This window comes from Pseudomonas sp. MIS38 (assembly GCF_019891575.1).
GTDB lineage: Bacteria > Pseudomonadota > Gammaproteobacteria > Pseudomonadales > Pseudomonadaceae > Aquipseudomonas > Aquipseudomonas putida_A.
In genome coordinates this window covers 341,734-357,786 of the sequence record NZ_JAFLXF010000002.1, presented here as the reverse complement: position 1 = coordinate 357,786, position 16,053 = coordinate 341,734, and the positions used below count along the sequence as shown (strand labels likewise).

Annotated in this window: 15 protein-coding genes; 3 read left to right on the top strand and 12 right to left on the bottom strand. The window is 61.0% G+C overall.

What is annotated here, in order from left to right:
* Window positions 1-63: 63 nt before the first annotated feature.
* The 3 genes from ubiB to ubiE are packed head-to-tail and all read right to left on the bottom strand — an operon-like array spanning window position 64 to window position 3,058.
* Entirely contained in the window at window positions 64-1,668 is a 1,605-nt protein-coding gene (ubiB, locus tag J1G18_RS05110; RefSeq protein WP_134785240.1) for a ubiquinone biosynthesis regulatory protein kinase UbiB, read from the bottom strand.
* Window positions 1,665-2,288 (bottom strand): SCP2 domain-containing protein, encoded by a 624-nt coding sequence (locus J1G18_RS05105; protein WP_085732555.1) that lies wholly within the window; start codon window positions 2,286-2,288, stop codon window positions 1,665-1,667. Before J1G18_RS05105 ends, ubiB begins: the two co-directional genes overlap by 4 nt.
* Window positions 2,288-3,058, bottom strand: coding sequence for a bifunctional demethylmenaquinone methyltransferase/2-methoxy-6-polyprenyl-1,4-benzoquinol methylase UbiE (gene ubiE / locus J1G18_RS05100; protein ID WP_007961779.1), 771 nt, complete (start codon window positions 3,056-3,058; stop codon window positions 2,288-2,290). Before ubiE ends, J1G18_RS05105 begins: the two co-directional genes overlap by 1 nt.
* Before the next feature lie 154 nt (window positions 3,059-3,212).
* On the opposite strand from ubiE, the gene J1G18_RS05095 reads away from it, so the two are divergent.
* The 3 genes from J1G18_RS05095 to J1G18_RS05085 all read left to right on the top strand — a co-directional run bounded on the left by J1G18_RS05095 (window position 3,213) and on the right by J1G18_RS05085 (window position 5,077).
* The gene (locus J1G18_RS05095) at window positions 3,213-3,488 is read left to right on the top strand and encodes a polyhydroxyalkanoic acid system family protein (protein WP_223007180.1); all 276 of its coding nucleotides are present in this window, start codon (window positions 3,213-3,215) and stop codon (window positions 3,486-3,488) included.
* A 244-nt stretch (window positions 3,489-3,732) separates the two neighbouring features.
* Window positions 3,733-4,155 carry a phasin family protein gene (locus tag J1G18_RS05090; RefSeq protein WP_027611299.1) on the top strand — a complete coding sequence of 141 codons (423 nt, stop codon included), beginning with the start codon at window positions 3,733-3,735 and terminating at the stop codon, window positions 4,153-4,155.
* A 10-nt stretch (window positions 4,156-4,165) separates the two neighbouring features.
* Window positions 4,166-5,077: a phasin family protein gene (locus J1G18_RS05085; protein ID WP_096794687.1), complete on the top strand. Its 912-nt coding sequence runs from the start codon at window positions 4,166-4,168 to the stop codon at window positions 5,075-5,077.
* Between the two features lie 257 nt (window positions 5,078-5,334).
* On the opposite strand, the gene J1G18_RS05080 is transcribed toward J1G18_RS05085, so the two are convergent.
* The 9 genes from J1G18_RS05080 to argS all read right to left on the bottom strand — a co-directional run bounded on the left by J1G18_RS05080 (window position 5,335) and on the right by argS (window position 16,007).
* Window positions 5,335-5,955 (bottom strand): TetR/AcrR family transcriptional regulator, encoded by a 621-nt coding sequence (locus J1G18_RS05080; protein WP_103520650.1) that lies wholly within the window; start codon window positions 5,953-5,955, stop codon window positions 5,335-5,337.
* 30 nt (window positions 5,956-5,985) lie between these two features.
* The gene (gene phaC, locus J1G18_RS05075) at window positions 5,986-7,668 is read right to left on the bottom strand and encodes a class II poly(R)-hydroxyalkanoic acid synthase (RefSeq protein WP_103368731.1); all 1,683 of its coding nucleotides are present in this window, start codon (window positions 7,666-7,668) and stop codon (window positions 5,986-5,988) included.
* Between the two features lie 139 nt (window positions 7,669-7,807).
* Window positions 7,808-8,662, bottom strand: a complete 855-nt coding sequence (phaZ, locus tag J1G18_RS05070; protein WP_027611303.1) for a poly(3-hydroxyalkanoate) depolymerase — start codon at window positions 8,660-8,662, stop codon at window positions 7,808-7,810.
* A gap of 224 nt (window positions 8,663-8,886) precedes the next feature.
* Complete coding sequence (gene phaC, locus J1G18_RS05065) at window positions 8,887-10,566, bottom strand: class II poly(R)-hydroxyalkanoic acid synthase (protein WP_027611304.1); 1,680 nt, start codon at window positions 10,564-10,566, stop codon at window positions 8,887-8,889.
* Between the two features lie 257 nt (window positions 10,567-10,823).
* Window positions 10,824-11,201 (bottom strand): gamma-butyrobetaine hydroxylase-like domain-containing protein, encoded by a 378-nt coding sequence (locus J1G18_RS05060; protein WP_098966804.1) that lies wholly within the window; start codon window positions 11,199-11,201, stop codon window positions 10,824-10,826.
* A 153-nt stretch (window positions 11,202-11,354) separates the two neighbouring features.
* Window positions 11,355-12,692 carry an ATP-dependent protease ATPase subunit HslU gene (hslU, locus tag J1G18_RS05055; protein ID WP_007968354.1) on the bottom strand — a complete coding sequence of 446 codons (1,338 nt, stop codon included), beginning with the start codon at window positions 12,690-12,692 and terminating at the stop codon, window positions 11,355-11,357.
* Between the two features lie 55 nt (window positions 12,693-12,747).
* Window positions 12,748-13,278, bottom strand: coding sequence for an ATP-dependent protease subunit HslV (hslV, locus tag J1G18_RS05050; RefSeq protein ID WP_047600831.1), 531 nt, complete (start codon window positions 13,276-13,278; stop codon window positions 12,748-12,750).
* 283 nt (window positions 13,279-13,561) lie between these two features.
* Complete coding sequence (locus tag J1G18_RS05045) at window positions 13,562-14,269, bottom strand: SPOR domain-containing protein (protein ID WP_041074932.1); 708 nt, start codon at window positions 14,267-14,269, stop codon at window positions 13,562-13,564.
* Window position 14,270: 1 nt separating this feature from the next.
* Window positions 14,271-16,007, bottom strand: a complete 1,737-nt coding sequence (gene argS / locus J1G18_RS05040; protein ID WP_098966806.1) for an arginine--tRNA ligase — start codon at window positions 16,005-16,007, stop codon at window positions 14,271-14,273.
* Window positions 16,008-16,053 lie beyond the last annotated feature (46 nt).

Below are 16,053 nucleotides of genomic sequence, written 5' to 3'. Positions count from 1 at the left end.
AACCCGCACTTCAATTGTCAGGTTCAGGCGTTGAAACAGTGTGCCAGCCGATCAGCGAACTGGCTATCGGCGAACGACCAGATACAAGCCGACTGCCACCATGATGCCCGCCGGCCAATGCCCCAGTTCGTGCAGCGGGCCACCCGCGGCGAGGATCGTGCCGCCGGCCAGATGTGCGCAACCGAGCAGGCGCAGGAACCAGTCGTCCTTGCGTTTGTGCCACGGTGGCGGCGGGTCGTAGGCGTGCGGTTGCGACATGCGTTCGAGCAGGTCGCGGGCCATGTTGGCCAGGTGCGGCAGCTGCTCGAACTGGCTCTGCACGTTGCCGAGCAAGGCTTTCGGGCTGACGCGCTCGCGCATCCAGCGCTCGAGGAACGGCTGCGCGGTGTTCCACAGATCCAGATCCGGGTACAGCTGACGGCCAAGGCCTTCGATGTTCAGCAGGGTCTTTTGCAGCAGCACCAACTGCGGCTGCACTTCCATGTTGAAGCGCCGCGCAGTCTGGAACAGGCGCATCAGCACCTGACCAAATGAAATATCTTTTAACGGTTTTTCGAAGATCGGTTCGCACACGGTACGGATCGCCGCTTCGAATTCGTTGAGTTTGGTTTCCGCTGGCACCCAGCCCGAATCGATGTGCAACTGCGCCACGCGGCGGTAGTCGCGCTTGAAGAAGGCGAACAGGTTGCGCGCCAGGTAGTCCTGGTCTTCCGGGGTCAGGCTGCCGACGATGCCGCAGTCGATCGCGATGTACTGCGGGCTCCACGGGTTGACGGTGCTAACGAAGATGTTGCCCGGGTGCATGTCGGCGTGGAAGAAACTGTCGCGGAACACCTGGGTGAAGAAGATCTCCACGCCACGCTCGGCGAGCATTTTCATGTCGGTGCGCTGGTCGGCGAGGGTCGCCAGATCCGTCACCTGAATCCCGTAGATACGCTCCATCACCAGCACTTTCGGCCGGCACCAGTCCCAATAGACTTGCGGCACATAGAGCAGCGGCGAGCCTTCGAAGTTGCGCTTCAACTGGCTGGCGTTGGCCGCCTCGCGCAGCAGGTCGAGCTCGTCGTAGATGGTTTTTTCGTAGTCCTGCACCACGTCCACCGGGTGCAGCAGGCGAGCGTCGGCGGAGACCTTTTCGGCGGCGCGGGCGAGGATGAACAGCCATGCCAGATCCTGGGCGATCACCGGTTTCAGGCCCGGGCGGATCACCTTGACCACCACTTCTTCGCCGGTCTTCAGTTGCGCGGCGTGCACCTGCGCCACCGAGGCCGAGGCCAGCGGCTCGACGTCGAAACGGCTGAACACTTCGCTGATCTTCTTGCCCAGCTGTTCTTCGATCAGCTTGATCGACAGCTGCGAATCGAACGGCGGCACGCGGTCCTGCAGCAGCATCAACTCATCGGCGATGTCTTCCGGCAGCAGGTCGCGGCGGGTCGAAAGAATCTGTCCGAACTTGATGAAAATCGGCCCCAGATCCTGCAGCGCCAGGCGCAGGCGCGCGCCACGGCTCAGCTCCAGCGGTTTGCGCGGGAACCAGCGCCACGGCAGCACATAGCGCAGCGCCAGGAGAAACCAGGGCAGCGGCAGCTCGAACAGCAGGTCATCGAGGCGGTAGCGGATCACGACGCGCTGGATGCGCAACAGACGGCGGACGGCAAGCAGCTTCATGCGTTATCGCTTGGGTCGAGGGATCGGGAAAGGCGCTCGAAGCGCGCCTCGAGACGTTCCAGATCAAGTTTGATCCGGTCCAGTTCGCTGAATCGCGCTTCGGCTTCGCGCTGCCCGACGAGGGTGCGCGATTCTTCGGCGAGGTATTCGGCGAGGTTCTGGTTGAGGCTGGCAAATCCTTGTTGATACCAGCGTGCGCGGCTGCGCAGGTGACCGCCAATCAGTTGCGTGGCGACCGGTCCGAGCCAGCGCGAGAGTTCGTACTCCCAGTCCAGCTCGAGGTCCTGCAGCACCCCGGCCAGTTCCAGCAGCACGCCGCTGTCACCGTCGAGCTCGACCTCCGGGGCGTGCAGCACCGCGGTCTTGTCTTTGCTCAGGGCCAGTTTCACCAGGCTCGAGGCCGGGGCGCGCAGCGTGCAGTCGACGCCGGTTTCCCAGTGCGAGGCGAGCATCAGGCCCTCATCGCTGGGCAGGATGAACAGTTGCAGCGCCGGGCTGCGGCAATCGACGGCAATCACCTTGCCAGTCAGATGCGCCAGCCGCGGCAGCGCCGTGCTGTCGAGACGCAGCACCCGGTTGAGGCCGAGTTCGACGCTGGCGAGCAGCCCGGTGAGCAACATCAGGGCTTGATGCCGCGGTGCAGGGCGACGATGCCTGCGGTCATGTTGTGATAGGTCACGCGGTCGAAACCGGCGTCGACCATCATCGACTTCAGGGTTTCCTGATTCGGGTGCATGCGGATCGATTCGGCCAGGTAGCGATAGCTTTCCGAGTCATTGGTGATCAGCTTGCCCATCAGCGGCATGAACGCGAACGAGTAGGCGTCGTAGGCCTTGGACATCAGAGCGTTGGTCGGCTTGGAGAACTCCAGCACCAGCAGGCGGCCGCCGGGCTTGAGCACGCGCAGCATCGAGCGCAGGGCGTCTTCCTTGTGCGTCACGTTGCGCAGGCCGAAGGCGATGGTCACGCAGTCGAAATGGTTGTCCGGGAACGGCAGCTTTTCCGCGTCCGCCTGAACGAATTCGACGTTGCCCGACACACCCAGATCCAGCAGACGGTCACGGCCGACCTTGAGCATCGATTCGTTGATGTCGGCCAATACCACCTGACCGGTCGGGCCAACCAGGTGCGAGAATTTTTTGGTCAGGTCACCGGTGCCGCCGGCGATGTCGAGCACGCGGTTGCCTGCACGCACGCCAGACAGTTCGATCGCGAAACGCTTCCACAGACGGTGCATGCCGCCCGACAGAAGGTCGTTCATCAGGTCGTATTTCGCGGCTACGGAGTGGAACACCTCAGCGACTTTTTCCGCTTTCTGGCTTTCCGGAACGTTTTTGAAGCCGAAGTGAGTGGTGGGTTCGGCATCGCTGCCTTTGCGCTGATCAGTCATATCGCTGTCACCAAAAGAGAATGCGCGACATTCTAATCCCCAAGCCATGCTTTGTCTTGGAATGGCTAAAGGTAAGATGGGCGACCTTCGGGACGATTTGCCGCAGACGCGGTCAAGATTTACCGTCACCTATTCATCAAGCAGGAGTCATTCGATGGCCAAAATCAGTGTTGAGCGTGCCCACAGCCTGGGCAAGGAAGCCGCCCGCGAGAAGGCCGACAAGCTGGCGCAGAAACTCTCCGATCAATATGGCCTGGAGCCGCAGTGGTCGGGCGACACCCTGAACCTCAAGCGCTCGGGCGTGAAAGGCGCGGTGCATGTGGCCGACGACTTGATCCGTGTCGACGTGGAGTTGGGCATCATGATGTCGGCCATGAGCGGCATGATCAAAGCCGAGATCGAGAAGGCGCTGGACAAAGCGCTGGTCTGATTTCTGCCTGAAATGAAATTCTCCTGTGGGAGCGGGCTTGCTCGCGAATGCGGTGCAACAGTCGACATTTCTCGTGACTGGTACACCGCATTCGCGAGCAAGCCCGCTCCCACATTTGTTTTGTGGTGCTCCCGGATTTTATGTCAGTTGTTAGGGTGCCGTTTCTAATTTTTCTCCCTACTTTGTGCCTGAGCCCGACACATCTGCGGGCAGTTCCTCAAACCTTCTGCGCGTGAGGTGCACCATGGCCAAAGTCATTCTGAAGAAAAAAATCGACGCTTCGACTTCTGCTCTGAGCGACGTCAAATCCTATGCCCGCAAGATCTGGCTGGCAGGCCTGGGTGCCTACACCAAGGTCGGCCAAGAGGGCAGCGACTACTTTCAAGAGCTGATCAAGGCTGGTCAAACTGTTGAAAAGAAAGGCAAAAGAGTCGTCACCGAAAAACTCGAAGCCGCCAATGCCGAGATCGACGAAGCCAAGGATGAAGTCAGCTCGTTCAAAGGTCGCGTCGAAGTTCAGCTCGACAAGGTCGAGAAGGCGTTCGACTCCCGTGTAGCAAGCGCCTTGAATCGTATCGGCATTCCGTCTAAACATGACGTTGAGACACTCTCTGCTAAGCTCGATGAGCTGACGGCATTGCTCGAACGCGTCGCGCGTAAATCTTAAGGAGAACGGGATGGCTGGTAAAAAGAACACCGATAAAGAAGGCAGCTCGTGGATTGGGAAAGTCGAAGACTACTCCCGCAAAATCTGGCTGGCTGGTTTAGGCGTGTACTCGAAGATCGACACTGACGGCAGCAAGCTCTTCGAGTCACTGGTCAAAGACGGCGAGAAAGCCGAGAAGCTCACCAAGTCGGCAGTCGGCAAGAAAGTCGATGCCGCCAAGGATTCCGCTTCTTCGGCCAAGTCGCGCATCAGCGGCGTGAAAGATCGCGCACTGGGCAAGTGGGACGAGCTGGAAGGGGCTTTCGACAAGCGCCTGAACAGCGCGATTTCGCGCCTGGGTGTGCCTAGCCGCAATGAAGTCAAAGCGCTGCACAGCAAGGTCGAGACCCTGACCAAGCAGATCGAGAAACTCACCGGTCTGAAAACCCAACCGGTCGCGGCGAAAACCGCAGCGGCCAAACCGGCAGCCAAAACCGCCGCCAAGCCATTGGCTAAAGCGGCTGCGAAACCAGCTGCCAAAGCTGCGGCCAAGCCCGCGGCAAAAACCGCTGCCGCCAAGCCTGCTGCTAAAACGGCCGCTGCCAAACCAGCCGCCAAGGCTGCCGCGAAACCGGTTGCTGCCAAAGCGGCTGCGAAACCTGCGGCCAAGTCCGCGGCCAAACCAGCCGCCAAGCCAGCAGCGAAAACCGCTGCCGCGAAACCGGCTGCCAAACCTGCGGCCAAACCGGCTGCGGCGAAAAAACCGGCAGTGAAAAAACCGGCCGCGCCGAAGGCCGCTGCTCCGAAGCCAGCTGCACCCGCAGCAGCCAAGCCAGCCACCCCGGCAACCCCGGCCAGCGCGTCGAACTCCGCCGCTGCACCGACTCCGGTAGCCACCCCGACTGCTGCATCGACCCCGTCGACGCCAACCAGTCAGTCCTGATTTTTCAGGGCAAAACAAAACGCCCGGCCTGTGAAGGTCGGGCGTTTTTGTTTGTGCTTTTTAAAAGCTTACCCTCACCCCAGCCCTCTCCCCGAGGGAGAGGGGGCCGATTCGGGGATGCTTCAGCCTTACACCGACCTGAAAGTGTCGTATTGAATCCATAATCGACTGGATTTTTCAGGTCGCCGTATCGCGTAAGACAATAAGGTCAGTCCCCTCTCCCTCTGGGAGAGGGTTAGGGTGAGGGGCTCTTGATTTCATTCGTGATCTTCGAGGTATTGCAGGGCCATCCGCTCCGTCGCCACTTTCACCGGCGGCAGCAGATGCGGCGCCACCAGCATCATGATCTGGTACACCACCAGTTTGACCTCACCCTCGCGATCGAGAATCCGCTGATAGTCCAGCGAGAACAGCAAGGTCATGGTGATCTGCTCCACCAGTTGCCCCAACGCCTGGGTATCACTGACCAGTTGCCCCGAAGCCTTCAACCGCGCCAGCAAGGACGCCAGCGTACGCTTGAGCGCGTTGAGCAGGTTGCGAATGCCCTTGGCCAGTTTCGGCAGGCGCCCGGCGAGGTTCGACAGGTCCTGGAACAGAAACCGGTACTGCGCCAGGCGCTCGACGATCAGGTGCAGAAACAGCCAGTAATCCTCTGGCGCCAGCTCGGCATCCGATGGCGGATCGAGCAGCGGCGCCAGTTCGTTCTGGAAGCGTTCGAACAGGCCGAGAATCAACGGCTCCTTGCCGTGAAAGTGGTAGTAGAGATTGCCGGGGCTGATCCCCATTTCGTTGGCAACTTCCATGGTGGAGACGTTGGGCTCACCCTTTTCGTTGAACAGTTGCAGGGCACATTCGAGAATCCGGTCGCGGGTTTTCATCCAGTCTTCTTAGAAAAGTTCGGTTAAGCGTCAGCGCACATGCACGTAGGTGCCGGGTGCTGCCTCCATCGGTGGATAATTCGGGTTGCCGAGGGTAAACGTGGTTTCGTGCTGCGTGCCGGAGCGCTGCTGTATCCACTCCAGCCACTGCGGCCACCAACTGCCGTCGACGCGCTTGGCGTCGTAGTACCAGGCGCGCGGATCGCTGCTCAGCTTGCCGTTCTCGACGTAATTGGCTTTCGGGTTGCTCGGCGGGTTGAGGATGCTCTGCACGTGCCCACTGTTGGACAGTACGAAACGTCGCTCGCCACCGAGCAGCAGGGTCGAGCGGTACACCGCGTCCCACGGCGTGATGTGGTCGTTCATGCCGGCCACGCTGAAGCTGTCGACGGTGACTTTCTGCAGGTCGATTGGCGTACCGCAGACTTCCAGCCCGCCCGGGTGGGTCAGCGGGTTGTGCTTGAAGAAGTCCAGCAGGTCGCCGTGGAACGCGGCGGGCAGGCGGGTGTTGTCGTTGTTCCAGTAGAGAATGTCGAAGGCCGGGGGCTCTTTGCCGAGCAGGTAGTTGTTGACGAAGTAGCTCCAGATCAAATCGTTGGGCCGCATCCAGGCAAACACCTTGGCCATGTCGCGACCGTCGAGCACGCCTCGCTGGTAGGAGCGGCGTTTGGCCGCTTCGATGGTCTGTTCGTCGGCGAACAGGGTGGTCGGGGTCTCGATCTCACTGTCGAGCAGGCTGACCAGATAGGTCGCACTGGAGATCCGTCGCAGTTGCCGTTTCGCCTGCAGATGACCCTGCAGCGCGGCGATGGTCAGGCCACCGGCGCAGGCACCCATCAGATTCACCTCGCGCGCGCCGGTGATCGCCCGGCAGATGTTCATCGCTTCTTCCACCGCTTCGACGTAGGTCGAGAGGCCCCATTCCCGGTGGCGTACGTCCGGGTTGCGCCAACTGATCATGAAGGTCTGCAGGCCGTTTTTCAGCGCGTACTGGACGAAGCTGTTCTGCGGGCTGAGGTCGAAAATGTAGTACTTGTTGATTTGCGGCGGCACCACCAGCAGCGGCTTGGCGTACTGCTTTTCGCTCATCGGCTTGTACTGGATCAGCTCGAGCATCTCGTTGCGAAACACCACCGCACCGGTGGTGGTGGCGACGGTCTTGCCGACCTCGAACGCCTGCTTGGTAACCTGGCGTGGCAGGCCATCGTTGTGCAGCAGATCATCAAACAGATGGCTCAGGCCGCGCACCAGACTCTGGCCGCCGGAATTGAACAGCTCCTTGACCGCCAGCGGATTGAGCAAGGTATTGGAGGGCGCGACGGCATCGTTGAGCAGGGTGAACGCGAAGTGCGCGCGAGCGCGATCGTCCTCGCTCATGCTGCTTTCATCGATCCAGCTCTTGACCTGTTTCTGCCAGGCCAGATACGCCTGCAGGCTGCGCCGGTAGAACGGATTGAGGCTCCACGCCGGATCGGCGAATCGCGCGTCCTGCGGGTTGGTCGGGTGCAGGGTTTCACCGAGCAGCACGCGACCGAGCTGGCCGCCGAGTTTCAAGGCGTGTTTGGCACTGTGGAGCGGGTTGCGCAGACCGTGGGCGGCGACGCTGCGCAAGGTCGAGAGCAAGTCCCGCCCACGCAGGCCGGTCATTGCACTTTGTGCATTGATGAACACGGCGGGACTGGGCACTACGCCCGTCGCAGGTTTGTCGCGCATGACTCAACACTCCTTCGTCTTCAGGTCAAAAACAAACTCACCGAACCAGAACACCATAGTCGCTGTTACGGGTTGCTGCCTGCGCGGCGTCCTGCCGCGCACTTTGTTCAAAACCCTGCATAAAGCCTGCCGCCGTGATTTATCCGCCCAGCGGGGTCGGGTGCGGGTGCATCACGGCGCGCTGCCGTTCCTCCTCAAGGAATTTCATGATGATCGGCGCTACGGCTTCGGCGCGGGTGATCAGGAACAAATGACCGTCGTCGATGATGTGCAGCTGGGCGTTGGGGATGCGCCAGGCGAGCATGCGCATGTTGATCAGCGGGATCAGTGGATCGTCGTCGCCGGCCAGCACCAGGGTCGGCTGATGGATCTTGTGCAGCCAGTGAATGCTGGTCCAGCCGAGGCCGGCGAACAGCTGCCAGTAGTAACCGAGCTTGCCCGCCGAACGCACTTTCGCCGCATGGCTGGCGGCCAGGGTCGGGTCGCGGCGGAACGAGCCGCCGTAAATCAACGGCGCAATGCGGATCACGTGCGATGGCTGGATGTAGCGCCGCGGGCTGGCCATCATCCACAGCACTTTCGGCTTGCCCGGCACCATGAAGGCGCCGGCCGCAGTCGCTGCCAGCACCAGTTTCTTGCAGCGTTCGGGGTAGTCGTGGGCGAATTGCTGCGCCAGCGCGCCGCCCCACGACACGCCGATCACGTTGACCTGGCCGTAGTCGAGGTAGTCGAGCATCCGCGCCGTCAGCTTCGCCAGCCCGGGAAAGCGATAAGGCCGGTTGGGCGTCGACGAGCCGCCGACACCGGGCACGTCAAAGGCGATCACTTCCAGATCCGGGTCCAGCGCCGCGACGAACGGAAACACCAGCTCCAGGTTGGCGCCGATGCCGTTGAAAATCAGCAAGGGCGTCAAATGAGGCTTGCCGGGGCGTACCGCGGTGCGGAGGGTCTGCCCATCCAGATCGACGGTACGGAAAATGAACGGTTGCGGCATGCTTCAGGCCCTGTGGGTCAATCTCAATATCACCTCCAATCCCTTGTGGGAGCGGGCATTGTGGCGAGGGGATTTATCCCCGATCGACTGCGAAGCAGTCGCACACCCTCAAACGCGGGGAATCATAGTTGCCGCGAATGCAGGTTTTGGGGCCGCTGCGCGACCCATCGGGGATGAATCCCCTCACCACAAGCCCGCTCCCACAGGGGGATGAGGTGTGTCAGTTACCGCTCATGAACGTAAGTGCCCGGCGATGCTTCACCTGGCGCGTACGCCTTGTTGCCGAGTTTGGTTGGTGCCTTTTTCAGATTACCCGAGCGCTCGGCCTGCCACGCCTGCCAGTACAGCCACCAGGAATCGGTGTGCTTGGTCGAGTTCTCTTGCCATTCGTCGGCATTGGCGGCCATGCCTTCGCTGGTCATGTAGCGCGATTTCGGGTTGCCCGGCGGGTTCAGGATGCTCTGGATGTGCCCGCTGCTCGACAGCACGAACTCGACCTTGCCGCCAAACAGCTGCGCCGACTTGTAGCAGGACTTCCACGGGGTGATGTGGTCGTTGGTACCGGCCAGCGAGAAAATGTCGGCGGTGACCTGCTTGAGGTCGATCGGCGTGCCGCACACTTCCAGTGCATTGGGGCGGATCAGTGGGTTGTTTTTGAACATCTCGATCAGGTCGCCGTGGAACGCGGCCGGCAACCGGGTGGTGTCGTTGTTCCAGAACAGGATGTCGAACACCGGCGGCTCGTTACCGAGCAGGTAGTTGTTGACCCAGTAGTTCCAGATCAGGTCGTTGGGGCGCATCCACGCGAAGACCTTGGCCATGTCTTTGCCTTCGAGCACGCCGGCCTGATATGAGTGACGCTTGGCGGTCTCGAGGGTTTGCTCGTCGACGAACAGGGCGACGTCGCTGTCCAGGGTGGTGTCGAGGACGCTGACCAGCAGGGTCAGGGCGTTGACCTTCTTTTCGCCGAGGGCGGCATAGTGGCCGAGCAGGGCGGTGCAGGTGATGCCGCCGGAGCAGGCACCGAGCATGTTCACGTCTTTGCTGCCGGTGATGGCGGTGACCACGTCGACTGCTTCCTTCAGCGCATCGATGTAGGTCGACAGGCCCCACTCGCGCTGGGCCTTGGTCGGGTTACGCCAACTGACAATGAAGGTCTGCACGTTATTACGCAGGCAGAAGCGCGCCAGACTCTTGTCCGGGCTCAGGTCGAAAACGTAGAACTTGTTGATCTGTGGCGGCACGACGAGCAACGGCCGCTCATGGACCTGCTCGGTGATCGGCTTGTACTGGATCAGCTCCAGCACGTCGTTGCGAAACACCACCGCGCCTTCGGTCACGCCGAGGCTCTTGCCGACCTCGAACGCGCCCATGTTGACCTGGCTCGGCATGCCGCCGTTGTGTACCAGATCCTTGGCCAGATGCGAGAGGCCGTCGAGCAGGCTTTTGCCGCCGGTCTCGAAGAAGCGTTTGACCGCTGCCGGATTGGCTGCGGTGTTGGTCGGGGCCATGGCTTCGGTCATCAGGTTGATCACGAAGTGGCCGCGCGCGATGTCTTTGGGTGACAGGCTGCTGTCGTCGATCCAGGAATGGAGCTCCTTGCGCCACGCCAGGTAAGTTTGCAGATAACGTTTGTAGAGCGGGTTCTGACTCCACGCCGGATCAGCGAAGCGACGGTCATCGCTGGCCGGTTGCAGTTCCGATTTGCCGAACAGCACGTTCTTCAGTTCGAGACCGAAATGGGTCACGTGCTTGACGCTATGGATCGGTTGTTTGATGGCCTGGGTCAGCACCATTCGAGCAGAGGCCAGCAGATCCTTTCCGCGCAGCCCAACGACGGGATTAAGCCCCAGGGTATTTTCCGAGGCTTGGTACTTCAGGTCATCGTTATTCTTGTTACTCATCTACGACGCTCCATTGTCCTGAGACGAGTACCCGGTTTCTGCTGTGCAGTTCCACAGCTAATGCCAGGTACTACTGCTCGGGTGACCGTTAATTCTGCATAGCTGCTTTACAGTCGTAGAGCACTGCAGGGAACTTGCCAGCTCCATTGGTTACCCGAGTTTAATTTTTTTCGCAAGCAGGCCGATCCTCGGCCACACAGCAGAGCATTCAAACAGATGAATTTAGAAAATGCCCTCTAAAGAGCAAGAGTCTCGGACTAGAGCATCAGCTTGACGATTGACTCGTCCGGATCGCGGGTTTTCCCGGCCGCTTTGAGCTCGGCCAGATAATCGGCCCAGAGTGCGTCATGGCGTCGCCCCAGCTCGTAGAGATATTCCCAGGTGAACAAGCCGCTGTCGTGACCGTCGTCGAAGGTCAGTTTCAGTGCGTACTGACCGGCCGGTTCCAGGCCGCTGAGGCCGACATTGAGCTTGCCGAATTGCAGGATCGGTTTGCCGTGGCCCTGGACCTCGGCGGAAGGGGAATGCACGCGCAGGAATTCGGCGGGCAGGGTGTACTCCTCGCCGGACGCGTATTTGAGCGTCAGGGTTTTCGAGGCTTTGTGCAGTTTGATGTCGGTGGGGATTGAGGTCATGGTCTGGCGTCCGTTGTGTGGGCGACCCTGATTCAAATGTGGGAGCGGGCTTGCTCGCGAATGCGGTATGTCAGCCAACATTGCTGTCGACTGGCACGGCCTCTTCGCGAGCAAGCCCGCTCCCACAGGGTCCGCTACCGCTGTAAGTATGGCTTACAGGATATAACGGGACAGGTCTTCGTTCTGCGCCAATTCGCCCAGATGGCTGTTGACGTACGCAGCGTCGATCAGGATCGGCTTGTCGTCATGCGCGCTGGCCAGGTCGCCGGCACTGAACGACACCTCTTCCAGCAGACGCTCAAGCAGCGTGTGCAGACGACGGGCACCGATGTTCTCGGTTTTCTCGTTGACCTGCCAGGCGATCTCCGCCAGACGCTTGATGCCTTCCGGCTGGAACTGGATGTTCAGGCCTTCGGTTTTCAGCAGCGCGCAATATTGCTCGGTGAGCGATGCGTGCGGCTCGCTGAGGATGCGCTCGAAGTCTTCCGGGCTCAGCGCCTTGAGCTCGACACGGATCGGCAGACGGCCCTGCAGCTCCGGCACCAGATCGCTCGGCTTGCTCAGGTGGAACGCACCGGAGGCGATGAACAGGATGTGATCGGTCTTGACCATGCCCAGCTTGGTGTTGACGGTGCAGCCCTCGATCAGCGGCAGCAAATCGCGCTGTACGCCTTCACGGGACACATCGGCGCCGCCGACATTGCCGCGTTTGGCGACCTTGTCGATTTCGTCGATGAACACGATGCCGTGCTGCTCGACCGCTTCCAGCGCCTTGGCCTTCAACTCTTCTTCGTTGACCAGACGCCCGGCCTCTTCGTCGCGCACCAGTTTCAGCGCTTCTTTGACCTTGAGCTTGCGAGCTTTCTTCTTGCCCTTGCCCATGTTGGCGAACAGGTTCTGCAGCTGGCTGGTCATCTCTTCCATGCCAGGCGGCGTGGCGATTTCGATGCCGGCCACTTCGGCGACTTCGATCTCGATTTCCTTGTCGTCCAACTGGCCTTCGCGCAGGCGCTTGCGGAACAGCTGACGGGTGTTGGAATCGCTGCTCGGTGCTTCTTCATTGCTGAAGCCCATGCGCGCCGGTGGCAGCAGCGCGTCGAGGATGCGGTCCTCGGCAGCGTCTTCGGCACGGTGACGCACGCGGGTCATTTCCTGCTCGCGGAGCATCTTGATCGCGGCGTCGGCCAGATCACGGATGATCGATTCGACGTCACGGCCGACGTAGCCGACTTCGGTGAATTTGGTCGCTTCGACCTTGATGAACGGCGCGTTGGCCAGTTTCGCCAGACGACGGGCGATCTCGGTTTTACCGACACCGGTCGGGCCGATCATCAGAATGTTTTTCGGGGTCACTTCAACGCGCAGCTCTTCAGGCAGCTGCATGCGGCGCCAGCGGTTGCGCAGGGCAATCGCGACGGCGCGCTTGGCATCGTCCTGGCCGATGATATGGCGGTTGAGTTCGTGGACGATTTCGCGGGGAGTCATGGACATAGTAATTGACGGTCCTCAAGCAGAAACAAGCCGTGGCACTTTGGCCGCGTCAGGCTTATTCAGCGAGATCCTGCTCCTCAATGGTCTGAGTGTGGTTGGTGAATACGCAGATGTCTGCAGCGATGCCCAGTGCGGTTTCGACGATTTCACGGGCCGACAGGTCGGTCTTTTTCAACAGTGCGCTGGCTGCAGCCTGTGCATAGCCACCGCCGGAACCCATGGCGATCAGGCCATTCTCGGGTTCGACCACGTCACCGTTACCGGTGATGATCAGGGACGCGTCCTTGTTGGCGACCGCGAGCATGGCTTCGAGGCGGCTCAGGGAGCGGTCGGTGCGCCATTCTTTGGCGAGTTCGACAGCGGCGCGGATCAGGTGGCCCTGATGTTTCTCGAGCTGGCCTTCGAAACGTTCGAACAGGGTGAAGGCGTCGGCGGTGGCACCGGCGAAACCGGCGATGACCTGGCCGTGGTACAGGCGACGAACTTTCTTCGCGTTGCCTTTCATCACGGTGTTGCCGAGAGAAACCTGGCCGTCGCCGCCCATGACGACTTTGCCGTGGCGGCGGACTGAAACGATGGTGGTCAAGGGAAGAGTCTCCACGCAGCGGGGCGAAAATGCCTTATGCCCATTCATATGGGGGTGCTGGAGAGGATTTCAACCGGGGAGGGCAATGGGAGACGAATGGTGTTTGATGACTGTGGCGAGGGGATTTATCCCCGATGGGGCGCGAAGCGGCCCTGAAACCTGCGGTTGCAGCGGTCTGACGCACCGCGAATGCCGGATTTACGACTGCTGCGCAGCCGGTCGGGGATAAATCCCCTCACCACAAGGTTGTGGGCAACCTCAGAGTGAGGTGCCCACAGGCCAATCAGCGGCTCTGGCGTTGTTGTAACAACAGGTTGCTGAAGCCGCTGCCGGCCAATTGTTTCTGTGCGGTGGTCAGTTGCTCGCGATTGCTGAACGGGCCGACCAATACGCGGTACCAGGTTTCATCCTTCACCGTGCCCGACTCAACCGAAACAGCCTGGCCCAGCAGAATGATCTGCGCCCGCACCTTGTCCGCGTCCGCCTCTTTGCGGAACGAGCCGGCCTGGAGGAAGAACTTGGTCACCGGCGCCGCTTTCGCCACCGGTGGCGCTGGCGGCGGGGTAATACCTGACAGCGCAGCCTGCGCCCGCGCGGTGTCGATCTTCGCCGCTTCCGCCGGGGTGACCGGCGTGGTCGGCACTTGTGGCGTCGGCAGGGTTTTCTCCGGCACGGCATCCGGCGGCACGATCACTTCCGATTCCGGCAGCAAGGTGTAGAAGTCGTACTTCGGCTTCACCGGTTGCGTCGGGCTCGGCGGGGTCTTGTTGGCCTCGGCGATCTTCGACGCTTTCTGCTGCTGCGCCTGCTCGACTTTCTCGCGCTTGACCGTGTCGCTGCCCTTGCCCGGCTCCAGTTTCATCAGGAACACGATGAACGCACCGACCGTCAGGCCGATGGCCATCCACAGCCAGCCCGGGATCGGTTGCTTTGCAGGAGCTTGGTAACGGCTGGCGCCACGCTTGGGTGCAGGTTTTTTCTTGGCAGCCAACTTACATGCGCTCCAGAGTTTCCAGGCCCAACAGTTCCAGGCCTTGCTTGAGAGTACGACCGGTCAGCGCGGCCAGACGCAGACGGCTCTGCATCTGGACCGGCGTCTCGGCGGCGAGGATCGGGCAGTTCTCGTAGAAGCTGGAGAACAGACCGGCGACGTCATACAGATAGGTGCAGAGGATGTGCGGTGTGCCTTTTTCCGCGACGTTGTTCAGCACTTCGCCGAACTGCGCCAGTTTCGCCGCCAGCTCTTGCTCGTGCGCCGCTTCGAGGACGATCTGGCCATCGACTTCGCTGAAGTCCTTGCCCAGTTTGCGGAACACACCGGCCACACGGGTATAGGCGTACAACAGGTACGGCGCGGTGTTGCCTTCGAAATTCAGCATCAGGTCGAAGTTGAAGCTGTAGTCGCTGGTGCGGTGCTTGGACAGGTCGGCGTATTTCACCGCACCGATGCCGACAACCTTGGCGATGTTGCGCAGTTCGTCTTCGGCCAGTGTCGGGTTTTTCTCTTTGACCAGGTTGTAGGCACGTTCCTGCGCTTCGGTCAGCAAATCGATCAGCTTCACGGTGCCGCCATCACGGGTCTTGAACGGACGGCCGTCGGCGCCGTTCATGGTGCCGAAGCCCATGTGCTCCATCTCCATCGGATGGGTCACGAAACCGGCCTTGCGCGCCACGGCGAACACTTGCTGGAAGTGCAGGGCCTGACGCTGGTCGACGAAGTACAGCGCGCGGTCGGCTTTCAGCTTGCCACTGCGGTAGCGCACGGCTGCCAGGTCAGTGGTGGCGTACAGGTAACCGCCGTCAGCCTTGACGATGATCACTGGCAGCGGATCGCCGTCGGCGTTCTTGAACTCGTCGAGGAACACGCACTGGGCGCCGTTGCTCTCGACCAGCATGCCGGCGGCTTTGAGGTCGTTGACCACGTTGATCAGGTCGTCGTTGTAGGCGCTTTCGCCCATCACGTCGGCCATGGTCAGTTTGACGTTGAGCAGTTCGTAGATCTTCTGGCAGTGCGACAGCGAGATGTCCTTGAACTTGGTCCACAGCGCCAGGCACTCGGCATCGCCGGCCTGCAGCTTGACCACCAGACCACGGGCGCGGTCGGCGAATTCTTCGGATTCGTCGAAACGCTGCTTGGCGGCGCGGTAGAAGTTTTCCAGATCGGACAGCTCGTCGCTGGTGATCGGGTTTTCCTGCAGATACGCCATCAGCATGCCGAACTGGGTGCCCCAGTCGCCCACGTGGTTCTGGCGGATCACTTCGTCGCCGAGGAACTCGAGAACACGGGCCACGCCGTCGCCGATGATCGTCGAGCGCAAGTGGCCGACGTGCATCTCTTTGGCCAGGTTCGGTGCCGACAGGTCGACCACGGTGCGCTGCGCCGGGCCGGCCTTGCGCACACCAACGTTAGCGTCGGCCAGAGCGGCGTCGAGGCGCGAGGCGAGGGCCTGGGTGTTCTGGAAGAAATTGATGAAGCCCGGACCGGCGATTTCGGCCTTGGTGACGTTCTCGTCGGCCGGCAGCGCAGCGATGATTTTCTCCGCCAGATCGCGCGGCTTCATGCCCGCAGGCTTGGCCAGCATCATGGCGATGTTGCTGGCGAAGTCGCCGTGGGTTTTGTCGCGGGCGTTCTCCACCTGAATCGCCGGCGACAGGCCTTCAGGCAACACACCTTCGTTGACGAGTTGGGTGAGGGCTTGTTGGATCAGCTGGCGAATGGTGTCTTTCATGGTCTTCTCTTTCGACCGCAAGCGCGGCGGCGCATCGATGCGCGGG

Coding starts and splice junctions, on each gene's coding strand:
- ubiB (WP_134785240.1), bottom strand. CDS start 1,668: ATGAAGCTGCTTGCCGTCCGCCGTCTGTTGCGCATCCAGCGCGTCGTG.
- J1G18_RS05105 (WP_085732555.1), bottom strand. CDS start 2,288: ATGTTGCTCACCGGGCTGCTCGCCAGCGTCGAACTCGGCCTCAACCGG.
- ubiE (WP_007961779.1), bottom strand. CDS start 3,058: ATGACTGATCAGCGCAAAGGCAGCGATGCCGAACCCACCACTCACTTC.
- J1G18_RS05095 (WP_223007180.1), top strand. CDS start 3,213: ATGGCCAAAATCAGTGTTGAGCGTGCCCACAGCCTGGGCAAGGAAGCC.
- J1G18_RS05090 (WP_027611299.1), top strand. CDS start 3,733: ATGGCCAAAGTCATTCTGAAGAAAAAAATCGACGCTTCGACTTCTGCT.
- J1G18_RS05085 (WP_096794687.1), top strand. CDS start 4,166: ATGGCTGGTAAAAAGAACACCGATAAAGAAGGCAGCTCGTGGATTGGG.
- J1G18_RS05080 (WP_103520650.1), bottom strand. CDS start 5,955: ATGAAAACCCGCGACCGGATTCTCGAATGTGCCCTGCAACTGTTCAAC.
- phaC (WP_103368731.1), bottom strand. CDS start 7,668: ATGCGCGACAAACCTGCGACGGGCGTAGTGCCCAGTCCCGCCGTGTTC.
- phaZ (WP_027611303.1), bottom strand. CDS start 8,662: ATGCCGCAACCGTTCATTTTCCGTACCGTCGATCTGGATGGGCAGACC.
- phaC (WP_027611304.1), bottom strand. CDS start 10,566: ATGAGTAACAAGAATAACGATGACCTGAAGTACCAAGCCTCGGAAAAT.
- J1G18_RS05060 (WP_098966804.1), bottom strand. CDS start 11,201: ATGACCTCAATCCCCACCGACATCAAACTGCACAAAGCCTCGAAAACC.
- hslU (WP_007968354.1), bottom strand. CDS start 12,692: ATGTCCATGACTCCCCGCGAAATCGTCCACGAACTCAACCGCCATATC.
- argS (WP_098966806.1), bottom strand. CDS start 16,007: ATGAAAGACACCATTCGCCAGCTGATCCAACAAGCCCTCACCCAACTC.